Annotated in this window: 7 protein-coding genes and 1 pseudogene; 4 read left to right on the forward strand and 4 right to left on the reverse strand. The window is 69.6% G+C overall.

Annotated features, from left to right (window positions below):
- Positions 1 to 65: 65 nt before the first annotated feature.
- The 4 genes from pks13 to H7I57_RS00845 are packed head-to-tail and all read left to right on the forward strand — an operon-like array spanning position 66 to position 9,375.
- Entirely contained in the window at positions 66 to 5,447 is a 5,382-nt protein-coding gene (pks13, locus tag H7I57_RS00830; protein ID WP_264021327.1) for a polyketide synthase Pks13, read from the forward strand.
- Positions 5,444 to 7,018 carry an acyl-CoA carboxylase subunit beta gene (locus H7I57_RS00835; protein ID WP_264021328.1) on the forward strand — a complete coding sequence of 525 codons (1,575 nt, stop codon included), beginning with the start codon at positions 5,444 to 5,446 and terminating at the stop codon, positions 7,016 to 7,018. The genes pks13 and H7I57_RS00835 overlap by 4 nt, the downstream gene beginning before the upstream one ends.
- Positions 7,019 to 7,043: 25 nt before the next feature.
- On the forward strand, positions 7,044 to 8,003 hold the full coding sequence (locus tag H7I57_RS00840) for a DUF4331 domain-containing protein (RefSeq protein ID WP_264021331.1): 960 nt from the start codon (positions 7,044 to 7,046) through the stop codon (positions 8,001 to 8,003).
- A gap of 10 nt (positions 8,004 to 8,013) precedes the next feature.
- Entirely contained in the window at positions 8,014 to 9,375 is a 1,362-nt protein-coding gene (locus H7I57_RS00845) for a serine/threonine-protein kinase (RefSeq protein WP_264021332.1), read from the forward strand.
- Positions 9,376 to 9,384: 9 nt separating this feature from the next.
- Here H7I57_RS00845 and H7I57_RS00850 read toward each other — a convergent pair.
- The 4 genes and pseudogenes from H7I57_RS00850 to H7I57_RS00865 form a co-directional block, all read right to left on the reverse strand.
- A pseudogene (locus H7I57_RS00850) lies at positions 9,385 to 9,771 on the reverse strand (MBL fold metallo-hydrolase); the annotation flags it as partial.
- A 12-nt stretch (positions 9,772 to 9,783) separates the two neighbouring features.
- A complete protein-coding gene (locus tag H7I57_RS00855; RefSeq protein WP_264021334.1) occupies positions 9,784 to 9,978 on the reverse strand; it encodes a hypothetical protein in 195 nt (64 codons plus the stop codon).
- On the reverse strand, positions 9,975 to 13,214 hold the full coding sequence (locus tag H7I57_RS00860; RefSeq protein ID WP_264021335.1) for an arabinosyltransferase domain-containing protein: 3,240 nt from the start codon (positions 13,212 to 13,214) through the stop codon (positions 9,975 to 9,977). Before H7I57_RS00860 ends, H7I57_RS00855 begins: the two co-directional genes overlap by 4 nt.
- Entirely contained in the window at positions 13,211 to 16,471 is a 3,261-nt protein-coding gene (locus H7I57_RS00865) for an arabinosyltransferase domain-containing protein (RefSeq protein WP_264021337.1), read from the reverse strand. The genes H7I57_RS00860 and H7I57_RS00865 overlap by 4 nt, the downstream gene beginning before the upstream one ends.
- Positions 16,472 to 16,492: the final 21 nt, after the last annotated feature.

Genomic DNA, 16,492 nt, shown 5'->3' on the forward strand with positions numbered 1-16,492 from the left:
CAACAACAGCAACGGCTGCGGTGTCTCCTCTGCGGAACCCGGGCCGATCGTGAGGTTATGTGAACATGGCTGAAGCACAAGACGATTCGGGCAACACACCGGTTCCTGACAACGGTCACGAGATGACCGTGAACGAGATGCGGGAGTGGCTGCGCAACTGGATCGGCAACGCCACCGGTCAGTCGCCCGACTCGATCAACGAGTCGACGCCGATGGTCGAGCTCGGGCTGTCGTCGCGCGACGCGGTCGCGATGGCCAGCGACATCGAGGATCTCACCGGCGTGACGTTGACGGCCACGGTCGCGTTCCGGCACCCCACCATCGAATCGCTGGCCACGGTCATCGTCGAGGGCGAGCCCTTCGATGACGGCGCGGACACCAACGATATCGACTGGTCGCGCCACGCCGACGAGGTCGAGGAGGGCCGGCTCAACATCGCCATCGTGGGGGTGGCCACCCGCTTCCCCGGCGACATGAACACTCCCGACGAGATGTGGGCGGCGCTGCTCGACGGCCGTGACGCGATCACCGACCTGCCGGAGGGGCGGTGGTCGGAGTTCCTGTCCGACCCCCGGATCGCCGAGCGGGTCGCCAAGGCCCACACCCGCGGCGGCTACCTGTCCGACATCAAGGGGTTCGACTCCGAGTTCTTCGCGCTGTCGAAGATGGAGGCCGACAACGTCGATCCGCAGCAGCGGATGGCGCTGGAACTGACGTGGGAAGCCCTGGAGTACGCCAGGATTCCCGCCTCGAGCCTGCGCGGCGGCAACGTCGGCGTCTACGTCGGCAGCTCCACGAACGACTACAGCTTCCTGGCGATGTCCGACCCGTCGATCGCCCACCCGTACGCCATCACCGGCACCGCGAGCTCGATCATCGCCAACCGGGTGTCGTATTTCTACGACTTCCGCGGGCCGTCGATGGCCATCGACACCGCCTGCTCGTCTTCGCTGGTCGCCGTGCACGAAGGCGTGAAGGCGCTGCGCGCCGGTGACGCCGACGTGGTGCTCGCCGGTGGCGTGAACGCGTTGATCACCCCGCTGGTGACCGTCGGCTTCGACGAGGTCGGCGGCGTGCTCGCGCCCGACGGCCGGATCAAGTCGTTCTCGCAGGACGCCGACGGCTACGCCCGCTCCGAGGGCGGCGGCATGCTGGTGCTCAAACGACTGGCCGACGCGCGCCGCGACGGCGACGAGATCCTCGCGGTCATCGCGGGCAGCGCGGTCAACCACGACGGCCGGTCCAACGGCATGCTCGCTCCCAACCCGGACGCGCAGGAAGCGGTGCTGCGCAAGGCATACAAGGACGCAGGCATCGACCCGAGGACCGTCGACTACGTCGAGGCGCACGGTACGGGCACCATCCTCGGCGACCCGATCGAGGCCGACGCGCTGGGCCGCGTCATCGGCAGGGGACGTGCCGATGACAGGCCCGCGCTGTTGGGCGCGGTGAAATCCAATGTGGGGCACCTGGAGTCGGCCGCGGGCGCGGCGAGCCTGGCCAAGACCGCGCTGGCGCTGAAGTACGACAAGATCCCGCCGTCGATCAACTACAGCGGCCCCAACCCGTACATCGACTTCGACAAGGAACACCTCAGGGTCGCCGACACCGTCACCGACTGGCCGCGCTACAGCGGCAAGGCGATCGCGGGGGTGTCCGGCTTCGGCTTCGGCGGCGCCAACGCGCATCTGGTGTTGCGCGAGGTGCTGCCCGGCGACCTGGTCGAGCCTGTGGCCGAACCCGATGTCGCCGTGGTGACCCCGGCCACCGGGGACGCCCCCGCCGTGTACGTGGGCGGGGTGCGGATGGACGAGTACGGCGAGTTCATCCGCGACGACGATGAGCCGCTTGCGCGAAGAGAATCAGACCCGGACGACGATGACGACGACGCGCTGGACCGGCCCGCCGTAGGTGCCGAGGACGAACCGGAACTGCCCGGCCTGACCGACGAGGCGCTGCGCCTGCTCGAGGTGGCCCGTGAGGAGCTCGCCGCGGCCGAGGCGGAACAGCCCACCGCAAAGCTTGTGCCGCTGGCGGTTTCGGGATTCCTGACCTCCCGCAAGAAGGCCGCGGCCGCCGAGCTCGCGGACTGGATCGACAGCCCCGAAGGCAGGGCGTCGTCGCTGGAGTCGATCGGGCGTTCGCTGTCGCGGCGCAACCACGGCCGCTCCCGTGCGGTGGTGCTGGCCCACGACCACGACGAGGCGATCAAGGGGCTGCGCGCGCTCGCCGAGGGCAAGCCGAACCCGATCGTGCTCACCGCCGACGGCCCGGTCACCAACGGCCCGGTCTGGGTTCTCGCCGGGTTCGGCGCCCAGCACCGCAAGATGGCCAAGAGCCTGTATCTGCGCGACGAGACGTTCGCCGAGTGGATCAACAAGGTCGACGCGCTGGTCCAGGATGAGCTCGGCTACTCCGTCGTCGAGCTGATCCTCGACGACGCACAGGACTACGGCATCGAGACCACGCAGGTCACCATCTTCGCGATCCAGGTCGCGCTCGGCGAGCTGCTGAAGGCGCACGGCGCGAAACCCGGTGCGCTGGTGGGCCAGTCGCTGGGGGAGGCGGCCGCGGCCTACTTCGCCGGTGGGCTGTCGCTGGCCGATGCGACCCGCACCATCTGCTCCCGCTCGCACCTGATGGGTGAGGGTGAGGCGATGCTCTTCGGCGAGTACATCAGGCTGATGGCGCTGGTGGAGTACTCGGCCGAGGAGGTCGTTTCGGTCTTCAAGGAAACTGAAGATTTCAAGGACCTCGAGGTCTGCGTGTATGCGGCGCCGACCCAGACTGTCATCGGCGGCCCGCCGGACCAGGTGGACGCGATCATCGCGCGCGCCGAGTCGGAGGGCAAGTTCGCCCGCAAGTTCCAGACCAAGGGCGCCAGCCACACCTCGCAGATGGATCCGCTGCTGGGTGAGCTCGCGGCCGAACTGCAGGGCATCGAAGCGCGTCCGTTGGAGGTGCCCTACTACTCGACGGTGCACGAGGGCAACCTGATCCGCCCAGGCGGGGACCCGATCCACGACGTGGACTACTGGAAGAAGGGGCTGCGGCACTCGGTCTACTTCACCCACGGCATCCGCAACGCCGTCGACAACGGCCACACCACGTTCCTGGAGTTGGCGCCCAACCCGGTGGCGCTGATGCAGGTGGGCCTGACGACCGCGGCGGCGGGCCTACACGACGCCCAGCTGATCGCGACGCTGGCGCGCAAGCAGGACGAGGTGGACTCGATGACCACCGCGATGGCGCAGCTTTTCGTGTACGGTCACGACCTCGATTTCCGCACCCTGTTCCCGCGGCGTTCGCGGGGCCTGGCAGGCGCTCTCGACTTCGCCGACATCCCGCCGACCCGGTTCCGCCGCAAGCCGCACTGGCTCGACGCGCACTTCACCGGCGACAGCTCGGCGGTCATCCCCGGCAACCACGTCGCGACCCCGGACGGCAGGCATGTCTTCGAGTACAGTCCGCGGGGTGCAGTGAACACTGAGGCTCTGGCTGCACTGGTGAAAGCCGCTGCGGCTGCGGTACTTCCGGACGCCAAGCTGGTCGCCTCGGAGCAGCGTGCGGTGCCGGGTGAGGGTTCACGCCTGGTGACCACGCTGACCCGCCATCCCGGCGGGGCGAGCGTGCAGGTGCACGCGCGAATCGACGAGTCGTTCACCCTGGTCTACGACGCGATCGTCGCCCGTAACGGTGCGCAGACGACGCTGCCCACCGCGGTCGGCGTGGGCACCTTCGCCGAGACCCCGGTGGCCGCGGTCGAGGAGCCCGAGGACGCACCACAGTTCGAGGCCGACAACCTGACTGCCGGCGCGAATCTCGGTGCGAGCTTCGCGAAGTGGTCGCCGGACTCCGGCGAGACCATCGGCGACCGGCTGGGCACGATCGTCGGTGCGGCGATGGGCTACGAGCCCGAGGACCTGCCTTGGGAGGTGCCGCTCATCGAGCTGGGACTCGATTCGCTGATGGCGGTGCGGATCAAGAACCGCGTCGAGTACGACTTCGACCTGCCGCCGATCCAGCTGACCGCGGTGCGAGACGCCAACCTCTACGCCGTCGAGAAGCTCATCGCCTACGCGGTCGAGCACCGCGACGAGGTCGACGAACTCGCCGAACAGCAGAAGGGCCGGACCGCCGAGGAGATCGCCGCGGCGCAGGCCGAGCTCATGGGTGGGGCGACCACCGTCGCCGAACTCGAGGCCAAGCTCGCCGAGGCCGGCCACCCCATCGCGACTGACGCCGAACCGGCCGATGAGGTCGCGGGTCCCGCCATCCCGCCGCCGCCCACGGATCCCAGTGGGCCAGCGGCCGGGGCCGCCGGGGCAGCCGCAAAGATTCTCACCCAGCAGGCCGTGACCGAGGCGCTGGGCGCCGACGTCCCGCCCCGCGACGCCGCGGAGCGGGTCACGTTCGCCACCTGGGCGATCGTCACCGGAAAGTCGCCGGGCGGCATCTTCAACGAGCTGCCGTCGATCGACGCCGCAACGGCGGAGAAGGTGGCGCAACGCCTCTCGGAGCGTGCCGAGGGCACCGTCACCGCCGAACAGGTCACCGGCGCACGCACCATCGAGGATCTGTCCAGCACGGTGCGCGAGCTGATGGACGCCGGTGAGCTCGACGGGTTCGTGCGGACTCTGCGCGCCAGGCCGGAGGGTTCCACCCGGGTGCCGGTGTTCGTCTTCCACCCGGCGGGCGGATCGACGGTCGTCTACGAGCCGCTGATGAAGCGGCTGCCGCCGGACACCCCGGTCTACGGCCTCGAGCGTGTCGAGGGCTCCATCGAGGAACGGGCCCGCGAATACGTGCCCAAGCTGATGGAGATCCAGGGCACCGGGCCCTACATCCTGGCCGGCTGGTCTCTCGGCGGCGCGCTGGCCTACGCCTGCGCGGTCGGGCTGAAGCGCAACGGCGCGGACGTCCGGTTCGTCGGGCTGATCGACACCGTGCGCGCGGGCGAGGAGGTCCCCCAGACCAAGGAGGAGGTCCGCGCCCGCTGGGATCGGTACGCCCTGTTCGCGCAGCGCACCTTCAACGTCGAGATCCCGGCGATCCCCTACGAGCAGCTCGAGGAACTCGACGACGAGGGCCAGGTGCGTTTCGTCCTCGACGCGATCCAGGGCAGCGGCGTCGACATCCCCGGCGGCATCATCGAGCACCAGCGCACGTCCTATCTGGACAACCGGGCGCTCGACACGGCCGAGATCGAGCGCTACGACGGCCACGTGACGCTCTACATGGCCGACCGGTACCACGATGACGCGATCATGTTCGAGCCCCGCTACGCCACCCGCCAACCCGACGGCGGCTGGGGCGAATTCGTCGACGACCTCGAGTTGGTGCCGATCGGGGGCGAGCACATCCAGGCCATCGACGAGCCGTACATTGCAAAGGTCGGCGCGCACATGAGCGAGGCGATCAGTCAGATCCAGAGCGAGGCTAAGTGACAGCAGCAGAATCCCCCGCCCAGGCCCCGGCGACCACCGCCGAGAAGCTCGCCGAGCTGCGCGAGAAGCTCGAGCTGGCCAAGGAACCCGGCGGCGAGAAGGCGGTCGCCAAACGGGAGAAGAAGGGCATCCCGAGCGCGCGGGCACGCATTCACTCGCTGCTCGACCCGGGCAGCTTCCTCGAGATCGGCGCGCTGGCCAAGACCCCGGGTGACCCCAACGCACTGTTCGGGGACGGCGTCGTCACCGGCCACGGCACCATCAACGGCCGGCCCGTCGGCGTGTTCAGCCACGACCAGACGGTCTTCCAGGGTTCGGTCGGGGAGATGTTCGGCCGCAAGGTCGCCCGCCTGATGGAGTGGGTGGCGATGGTCGGCTGTCCGATCATCGGCATCAACGACTCCGGCGGCGCCCGCATCCAGGACGCCGCGACGTCCCTGGCGTGGTACGCCGAACTCGGCCGCCGCCACGAGTTGCTGCGCGGCCTGGTGCCCGAGGTCTCGCTGATCTTCGGCAAGTGCGCCGGCGGTGCGGTGTACTCACCGATCCAGACCGACCTGGTGGTCGCGGTGCGCGACCAGGGGTACATGTTCGTCACCGGCCCCGACGTCATCAAGGACGTCACCGGCGAGGACGTCACGCTCGACGAACTGGGCGGCGCCGACGCGCAGGCCAGCTACGGCAACATCCACCAGGTCGTCGACTCGGAGGCCGCCGCATTCGAGTACGTGCGGGACTACCTGAGCTTCCTGCCCGCCAACACCTTCGACGACGCCCCGGTCGTCAACCCCGGCCTCGAGCCGGAGATCACGCCGCACGACCTGGAACTGGATTCGATCGTTCCCGATGCGGACAACACCGCCTACGACATGTTCGAGATCCTGCTGCGGATCTTCGACGACGGTGACGTGTTCCCCGTCGGTGAGCAGGCGGGCCCGGCGATCATCACCGCGTTCGCCCGCGTCGACGGCCGCCCGGTCGGGGTGATCGCCAACCAGCCGATGTACATGTCGGGTGCGATCGACAACGAGGCCTCCGACAAGGCCGCCCGGTTCGTCCGGTTCTGCGACTCGTTCAACACCCCGCTGATCTTCGTCGTCGACACGCCCGGCTTCATGCCCGGTGTGGCGCAGGAGAAGGGCGGCATCATCAAGCGTGGCGGCCGGTTCCTCAACGCGGTCGTCGAAGCCGACGTCCCGAAGGTCACCATCACGGTGCGCAAGTCCTATGGCGGCGCGTATGCGGTGATGGGCTCCAAGCAGCTGACCGCCGACCTGAACTTCGCCTGGCCCACCGCCCGCATCGCGGTGATCGGCGCCGAGGGGGCCGCGCAGCTCCTGGTGAAACGCTTCCCGGATCCGACGGCGCCCGAGGTGCAGAAGATCAAAGCCGACTTCATCGCCGGCTACAACGAGAACATGGCGGTGCCGTGGGTGGCGGCCGAGCGCGGCTTCATCGACGGTGTCATCGAGCCGCACCAAACCCGGCTGCTGCTGCGCAAGTCGCTGCACCTGCTTCGGGACAAGCAGATCCAACGTGTCCAGCGAAAGCACGGCCTGACCCCGATCTGAGGATCGGGTGCGGTTGGATGGGGCTGTGTCGAACAACTTCACGTCGAATCACCTCACGTCGAATCACGTCGCGTCGCTGAGCGCCGGGGCCCCGCTGGGCGACCCGCGGCTGGACCTTCGCGACCTCTACGTGTTCCCCTCGCCTGCCGACCCCTCGCGGACCGTGCTGGCCCTGACCGCCAACCCCGAGGGCGGAGCCCTGCACCCGGACGCCGTCTACCGGCTCGCCATCGACCACAGCGGCGACCTGCGCAACGACATCGCGTTCAGCTTCGTCTACTCCCCGCCGGTCGACGGCAGGCAACGGGTCGACCTGTACCACGCCGTCGGCAACGAGGCCTCGGCCGTCGCGGCGGTGGGGTCGCGGATCTTCGGCGAGATCGAGGTGTCCTTCGGTGAGACCATCCACGCGATGCGGTCGGGCGGGTTCATGTTCTTCGCAGGCACCCGCAGCGATCCGTGCTTCGCGGACCCCGACGGGAGCGGCCGGGACTCCCGCGCCGACGCCAACGTCATCGCGATGGTGGTCGAACTGCCCACCAGCTACCTGGGTGCGAATCCCGACTGCCGGGTGTGGGCGCGGTGCAGCCTGCTGCGCGACGGTGAGTGGATCCACGCCGACCGGGTCGGCCATCCGTCGTTGAGCGGCATCCTGACCACCGAGGACACCGTCGCCGAGTACAGCGCCGGCGCACCCAGCCGGGACCGGGAACGGTGGATGGGACAGCTCATCGACGTCATGGGGCGCCTAGGGGGATACACCCGCGAGGAGGCGATCGAGGCGATCAACGCCGAGGGCACGCTTCCCGACGTGCTGACCTACAACCCGTCCAAGCCCGCGAGATACCCGAACGGGCGCACCCTCACCGACGATGCGATCGGCTACCGGATGGCGTTCCTGACCAAGGGGAAGCGTCCGTCGTCGGGTCTGACCCCGCACACCGACATCCTCCCCGAGTTCCCGTATCTCGGGGCGCCGCACTGAGGATTCAGCCATGCCGCTGACCGACGGTGACACGATCGCCGGCTATACGATCCTGCGGATGCTGGGCGCGGGTGGCATGGGTGAGGTGTATCTGGCCCAGCACCCGAGGTTGCCGCGCCAGGATGCGCTGAAGGTCTTGTCGACGACGGTCTGCGCCGACAGCGAGTACCGGGAGCGGTTCAACAGGGAGGCCGACATCGCGGCCACGCTGTGGCATCCGCACATCGTCGCGGTGCACGACCGTGGCGAGTACGAAGGCCGCCTCTGGATCTCGATGGACCATGTCGAGGGCACCGACGCCGCCCGGCTTCTCGCCGAGCGGTACCCCGACGGCATGCCGCCGGATCTGGTGGTGCGACTGGTGACGGCCGTCGGAGAGGCGCTCGACTACGCGCACCAGCGAGGCCTGCTGCACCGCGACGTCAAGCCCGCCAACATCCTGATCGCCGATCCGGGGACCGATGACGAGCGGATCATGCTCGCGGACTTCGGTATTGCGCGCAGGGTCGGGGAAGTCAGCGCGCTGACGGGGACGAACATGACGGTGGGGACCGTCGCGTACTCGGCGCCCGAACAGCTCACCGCCGACGAACGGATCGACGGGCGCGCCGACCAGTACGCGTTGGCGGCCACGGCGTTTCAGCTGCTGACCGGGTCGCCGCCGTTCCAGCATTCCAACCCGGCGATCGTCATCAGCCAGCACCTGACCGCCCGGCCGCCGTCGATCGCCGTGCACCGGCCCGAATTGTCTTCGCTGGGAGCGGCTTTCGACAAAGCGCTGGCGAAGTCACCGGCGGACCGTTTCGAGCGGTGTGCGGACTTCGCCCGTGCCCTAGGACGCCCGGCGGTCGGAGAAGGGAGCGACGGCGGGGCGACGGTGCTGGCGCCCGCCGCGCCGACGGGGCCGCGCCACGCGAAGGGGCCCACGGCGACGCGCACCCGGCGACGCGCACCGGTGGTGCTGGCACTGGTGTTGGCGTTGATCGCCGCAGGCGCAGGGCTTTTCCTGATGTTCTACGAGCGACACGAGCGCCCCGACGCCGCCGAGGAGACCGCATCGTCGCCCGCCCCCGCCCCCGCCAACGTGACGTTGCCGGTCATCGTCGTCGGCGCCGATTGCGCGACGCTGGGTGCCGCCGGGGTCACCGAGGCCGGAGACCCGGCCTACTGTGCGCGGCTGGCATCGTCGGGTGCCCCGATCTGGTCGATGTACCCGGGCGAGGTTCCGCATCCTGCCGGGGCCGCTGCCGCGCCGGCCACCGAGGCGCCGGTGCTGGTGTGCATGGAGCAGACCGGGCAGACCCGTGTCGACTGCCACGACGACATCCTGCAGGAGAACGCCGACCCGGGCGCCAACGACCAGACGTCCTAGCCGCCCGACTCAGATGGCGGGCAGTTCCAGCCAGTCGTCGACCATGAACGCGTCACCGCGGGCGACGACGCTGGCCCCGCCGCGACCCGGATAGTGCGCGCCATCCGGGGAGGACTGCCGGTAGTCGGGTTCGGGCATCAGGTAGCGGGCGTTGGGAAAGGTCGGCACCCACGAGGCGTCCCCGGCGGTGCCGCCGCCCGCGTCGGGGCGCCGGGTGTTCCAGCCGATGTGATCGGTGTGCAGGTGGGTGTTGATCACCACGTCGACGGCGGCGGGCTGCACACCCGCCTCGGCCAGTGCGCCGAGGAAGCCGGAGTCGAGGTGATCCAGCGGCGGCATGTGCGGTCGGTCTTTGCCGTTGCCGGCGCCGGTGTCCACGAGGATGGTCAGGCCGTCGACCTCGACGACTCAGGTCTGGATGGCGATCTTCCCTTCGCCGGAGCCGCGCTCCCAGAACAGCGGCTCCAGCAACTCGGCGTTCTCCGGCCACGCATGCGCCGGGGTCTGGCCGAACAGCGAGGTGCGCATCTGGGCGCGGAGTTCCACCACCCGGGTCAGGGTGGCCTGACCCAATCTGACCCGACGGTAGACGGATTCGGTCACGGCGCGATCCGGATCGGGCCCGGCGACCACAACCCCGAGTGGGTCTGCGACCCCAGATCGACCTCGGCCGGCTCGGCGTCGACGATGGTGTCGAAGCGCCGCAGCGACCCCCAGTCCTGACCCCAGTCCTCGGACAGGTAGGTCGACATCACCGATGCGCGCAGCAGCAGGTCGGTGATGCCCAACAGACCGCCGTTCTCGCCGTCCTGCCAGGTGTCGGTGCTCTGCAGCTTGGCGAAGTAGTCGGGCGAGATGCGGAACTTGGGGATGTCGGTGACGCCGTTGGCGTGCAGCATCGGCTGCTGGCACGGGAACGCGAGCCCGACCGCCCAGTCCATCAGGACCGGTTGCTCGGAACCGATGTACTCCTGTACCGAACGCACCTCGGGCACCCGCGGCGGGGTCACCGCGATCCAATCGCCCTGACCCAGGTTCAGATCCTCGGCGATCACCCGGACCGCGACCGCGTCGTTGGGGATCTGCGAGCGTGGATATCGCAGGTTGCGCCACGACGGCGTCGGTCCGATGTCGAACGGGCTGACCCGGCCTGCGGGCTCCGGCGCTCCACCGGGACCGGGACGGGCGAATTCGAGTTCCACGGTCTGGCCGGAGGTGAAGCCCTCGGCGACGCTGTCACCGGCGATCGTTCCGGCGGCGGTGATCGCCACGAGCGGGTGCGCGTCGTCGGCGGCGGGCAGCTCGTACCACGCCGAGGCCAGCCGGCTCTCGCGTTGTGCCTCGGTCGAATACGTTCCGGCGACCGGGACCCGCGCGGGATCGAGGCCGTAGGGCAGCGGCACCCGCGAACCGTTGATGCCGGCCCGGGGCAGCCGGATCGACCGGTTCCAGTCCGCGTCGGTGCCGGGCTGCGGATTGTTCAGCCGGATGGCCTCGGCGATGATCCGGTCGGGAACACCGTTGGGCGAGAAGCCCTCCGGGTCGGTTCCGCCGAGCGGACCCAGCGGGCCCCAGGATTGGCCCGGGGCGGGGGGCAGGGGCCGCAGGAAGCCGGCGTTCGAGTCGGGTTCGACCAGCACGTCGTCGGCCATGCCGCAGCCACCGACGAAGGCGCGCAGATTGGCCCAGCCGTTGGAGTAGGTGGGGTGCTGGCGCACCACCCCCACCAGCATCGAGGCCACGAACACCACGACCATGAACCCGGCGGCGATCGGTATCGGCGCGGTGGTCAGCGTGTCGACGATCCGCGACTCCCGCCGGTCCGACACGTGCAACCAGAACGCCCAAAGCACCGCGATCGCACACAGCACGAAGAACACCGCGCTGACCGTCACCCCGCCCAGTTGAGGAACCGAGTTGTTGTACGGCGCACCGAAGTTGGAGACATACCACCAGCCGTTCGTAGACGCGAAGCACAGCGCCAACACGAAGAGCACCAGCGACAGGAACACCATCCGGTTCCGCGCCGAGCGCAGGACCACCGGCGACATCAACACCGTCGCCAGCGCCGCCATGGCGCCGCCGACCGCGGCGAACAGGCCGAAGTGGTGAATCCACTTGGTGGGGGTGAACATCAGGAAGAAGATCGTCGCGAAGATGACACCCATCAGCCGCCACGCCGGCCCGCGCGCGACCCCGGGAACCCGCTTGCGCCGCAACATCAGGAACAGCGACGGGAACAGGCACATCACGGTGAACAGGAAGGCGACGCGGCGCGAGATGGCGGCGTCGGTGGTCGGCAGGATCAGGTAGTAGTAGCGCAGGATCTCGGTGAACCACTCCTGGCTGGGACCGACTGCGGTGCGAATCCTGGTCGCCTCCAACACCGTTGCCAGTGTCTGGTCGGCGAACACCACGGTCAGCACGATCGTGCCCGCGGCGAGCAGCGGCGCCACCAGCGGCCAGGTTCCGACGCTCTGACGCCGCCGGACCAGGATGCGCAGGATCGGCCGGCCGCCGGCCACCAGCGCCGCCACCGCGATCAGACCGGTGGGCTGGATGCCCAGGGTGAACGCCGCGGTGGTGATCGCCAGCGCCGCCGGGGTCAACCTCCCCGAGGTGATGGCCCGCTCGATGAGCACGTAGGTGATCAGTGCGCCGGTGGCGATCTGCCCCTCTGGGCGAAGCCCGTTGTTGAACGGCATCCACGCCGCCAACAGCACCAGCCCGGCCGCCCACATCGCCGCGCGGCTTCCCGAGACGGCGGGGCCCAGCCGGGGCAGCACCTCCCGGCTCAGCAGCAGCCAGCACACCAGCGCGCAGATCAGGTCGGGCAACCGGATCCAGATGCTGGCGTCGCTGATCCGGGTCATCAGCGCCAGCAGGTTGTAGTACCAGCCGAACGGGTCCTCCGGGCTGCCGAACCAGCGGAAGTAGTTCGACATGTAACCGGCGTGGTCGGCCACCCGGGCCATGCCGAGGATGTAGCCGTCGTCCGAGGAGTTGGCGCCGATGACATACCAGAGCGCGAACCCGCCGACCACGACTCCGTCGACGGGGCTGACGGTGCGCCAGCGCACCGGGATGACGCGGTGCATCCGGTGACCGTCGAGCCGGTCCAATCGCCACAGCGCGAGCAGGGCGATGACGGTCGAGATGATCGCCAGCAGCATCGCCGTCAGCTTGAGCGCGGTCGGATGGGTGGTGAAACGGGTGTCGATCGTCGCCGAGAACTCCAGGCCGGGAGGCGCCGGTCCGGTCAGATCGGTGAACACCCCAACGATCGCGGGCCGCAGGTTCGGGTCGGCGAAGCCGGTGCGCTGGGGTGACCCGTCGGCCTTGGTCAGGCCGACGAACTCGGCGAAGGTGCCGTCCTGCGACGAGGTGATCTCGATGCTGGAACAGCCTGGGGCCGCTGCGGTCCCGGCGACCCGGTCCCGGCTCACGCTGGCCACCACGACGTTGCGGACGATCACGTCGACGCGCGACTCCGTGGTGGCCCCTGGGTCGGTGCGCTCTTCCCCGCCGGTGACGTTGATCAGCATCGCGTTCAGCGCAGCGTCCCGGCCTTCGGCGGGGGCGGTGCCCAGCACCAGGCCGCCGTCGTCGGGCATCGTCGCGACGACCTCGCAGGGCACCGTCACGGTCAGGCTCACCGGCGCCTGGGAGATCAGCGGCGCCGTGACGTTGCCCAGTTGCCCCTGCTGAGGCCAGTTCAGGGTTGCGGTGGTCTGGGTGACCGGCAGCAGCGGGGTGGCGACGGACAGCACGAAGCCGAGCAGTCCTGCGACCGTCGCGACCCAGCGGGCGATCCGCACGTCGTCGAAGGCCGGGCTCACGGGAGGGCCCTGATCGGTCCGCCGCGACTCCAGCCGAACACTCTCGTGGTCCACTCTTCGATCACCGCGTTCGGCGCCTCATCACCCGGCACCACCCGGATGTACCGCTCGATCGCTCCCCAGTCCCGGTACCAGTCGTTGCGCAGGTACGTCGGGATCGCCGATGTCCGCAGCAGCGCCTGGATGAACAGGAACGGCCCGCCGTCATCGGCGGACTGCCACTGATTCGACGAGGACACCATCTGCTTGAAGTTCGGCAGGATCCGGTACTCCGGAAGCTCGGCCACCCCGAGGTGCTCGGAGAACGGCCGCTGGCACGGGAAGTTGGCGGCGGTGGCGATGTCCATGAGCACCGGGGTCCGGGTTCCGAGGAACTCCTGCGCGGTCTGCAGCACCGGCGCGCGCGGCGGGGTGAACGCGAACCACTGGTCATCGGAGAGGTTCGGGTCGTCGGCGACGATGCGGGCCACGTTGGCCTCCGGCGGCGCCCACGCCAGCGGGAAGCGCAGGTTGCGCCACGCCTTCTGCTGGAAGATGTCGATCGGCTGGACCTCGTCGAGTTCCTGATACGACCCGTCTGGCCGGTGCACGCCCCATTGCAGCTTCAGCGACTGGCCGTAGTTGAACGAGCCGTCTTCCTCGTAGTACCAGATCGCACCCGCGGCGGCGACGGTCACCAACGGCCGGTCCGGGGAGCGTGGCGGCAGCTGATACCACGCCGAGGTCGCCTCGGCGGCAAGGGTGTTCTCGTCGTAGCTGCCCATGACCGGGGTGCGCTTCGGGTCGAGCCCGAACGGCAGGAACACCCTGGACCCGTTGACGCCCTCAGGGCCGTAGCCACCTCCGGTGCCCGCGGCGTAGCCGACGCCGATGTTCGGTTTGTCGACGGGCCCGTCGGAGTTCACCAATCCCGGGTTGGCCGCCACGGGCTCGGCCGGCTCGAGGGTGTCGCTGACCCCGTTCGGGGTGAAGCCCACGGGGTCCTCGCCGCCCAGCGGGCCGTATTCGCCGAAGCGCTGGCCCGGGACGGGTCGCAGCATGCCCGCGTTGGTGTCCGGCTCGACGAGGACGTGGTCGGCCATCGCGCAGCTGTCCGGGGACAGGCCCGACGTCAGCGCCGACAGGTTCGCCGCACCGGTGGTGTACACGGGGTAGCGGCCTGCGGTCGCCTTGAGCATGGAGGCCACCGAGAGCACGACCATGATGGTGGCGACGACGAGCAGCGGGGTGGACGCCAGCGCCCGGTTGCGTCCGGTGTCGGCCACCTGCGTGTGGCCTGCGTAATCCATCCGGAAGTGCAGCCAGCCGGCGAGCAGACCACCGGCGATCGCCAGCACCAGGAAGATCGTCGTGACCGGCTGGCCGACGATGACGGGTTGCTTGTCGAACCACGGCACCCCGTAGTTGCCGACGTAGAACCAGCCGTTGATGCCCGAGGTCGCCCACGCCAGCACGAACAGCAGTGCCGTGACGTAGAGGGCGAGGTTGCGTCGGCTGTGCAGCCCGACGCGGGCGAACGCGAACGCGGTGACCCCGCCCAGCGCACCCGCCAGGCCGGCGAAGACGCCGAACTGCACCGCCCACTTCGTCGGGGTGAACGTCAGCAGCAGCAGGCCGATCGCCGTCGTCCCGGCGAGCCGCCACACCGGTCCGTTGACCGCACCGGGCACCGTGCCCCGCCGCAACAGCACCATCAGCAGGCCGAACAGGCACAGCAGCAGGATCAGCACGGAGAAGCGCCGGGTCAGGGAGCCGTCCACGCTGTCCTCGACGGTGAGGAAGTAAAAGCGCAGGAAGTCCTGGTACCAGGGGAGGGTGGGTCCGACGACGTACTTGATGCGGGCGGATTCGGCGACGGTGGCCAGGGTCTGGTCGCGGAACACGACGACGAAGATCAGCGACGCCGAAGACAGCAGAGCCAGCAGCGGGGCCACTTGGGCCGCGCGCCCGTCCGTGGCACGGCGCTCGGAGACGACCCGCGCGATGGCGCGCGCACCCACCAGCAGCGGCGCCAGCGCGACCAGGCCCTGGGGAGCCAACGTCACCGAGAACACCGCGATCACGATGGCCACCGCGACCGGCCACAGACGGCGCGATCCGATGGCTGTTTCCACGAGCATCCACACCGCGACCACGCCGAAGGCGATCAACGGTTCGGGACGCAGACCGTTGTTGAAGGGCAGCCACGCGGCGAGGAAGACCGCGCCTGCGGTCCACACCGCGACCCTGTTGCGGGCGAGGCGTCCGCCGAGGCGCGGCAGCACGCAGCGGCTGATGATCAGCCAGGTGCCGATCGCGGCCGCGGTGGCGGGCAACCGCATCCAGATGCCTGCGGTGCTGATCGACGCCAGTTGCGCCAGGACGCTCTGATACCAGTCGAACGGCGCTTCCGACGCGCCGAAGTAGCGGAAGTAATTGGCGGTGTAGCCGGCTTCCCCGGACACCCGGGCGATGGTCAGGTTGTAGCCGTCGTCCGACGACTGCGGCCCCACCAGATGCCACACCAGCAGCGTGCCGACCACGCCGGCGTCGGCAAGCCAGGTCGACAGCCCGACCCGGCGGCGGCGGCGCAGGTCCCGCGGCAGGTGCCTGCCCGATCTGCGGTCCAGCAGTGCGAGCCCGATGATCGAGGCCACCACGCACGTCACGCCGAGGACCATCACCGCGAGCTTCAGCGCCGTCGGGCTCGTGATGAACCGGGTGTCGATGTCGACCCTGGCCGACAGCCCGTTATCGGCGGGCACCTCGAGGTCGGTGAAGATGCCCGCGACCTGTGGCCGCTTCTCCGGCGCGAGAGTGCCGGTGGCCCCCGGGATCCCGACGAAGTCGGCGCCGACCGCGCCGACGCCGGCCCACAGCCGGATCGTGCTGCAGGCGCCCGACTCGACCGCGTCGCGCGGCGCCACCGCGGCCACCGAGTCGCGGAAGGCGACCACGACGCTGTCGGCGTAGGCGCGGACGGACAGGCCGTTGCGGCCGGCCTCGATGCCGCCGGGCGGGATCGTGGAGAACACCAGCCCGCCGTCGTCGGGCAGCGTGGCCACGGCCCGGCAGGGAATGGAGACGTCGAGTGACTTGGGGGCGCCCGACACCAGCGGTGCGGTGATGTCGCTGACGAATCCTTCGGCGTTGGGCGCCTGCGGCCACAGGATCGTGGCGGTGGTCTGCTTGACCGGCAACAGTGGTGTCAGCGCGCACAGGAGGATGCCGAGTAGACCCGCGACGATCGCGACGAGGCGGGCAGTCCGGTCAGGCACGAGGGTCAAGGGTAGGCGACG

Source organism: Mycolicibacterium pyrenivorans (genome assembly GCF_025821625.1).
Classification (GTDB): domain Bacteria; phylum Actinomycetota; class Actinomycetes; order Mycobacteriales; family Mycobacteriaceae; genus Mycobacterium; species Mycobacterium pyrenivorans.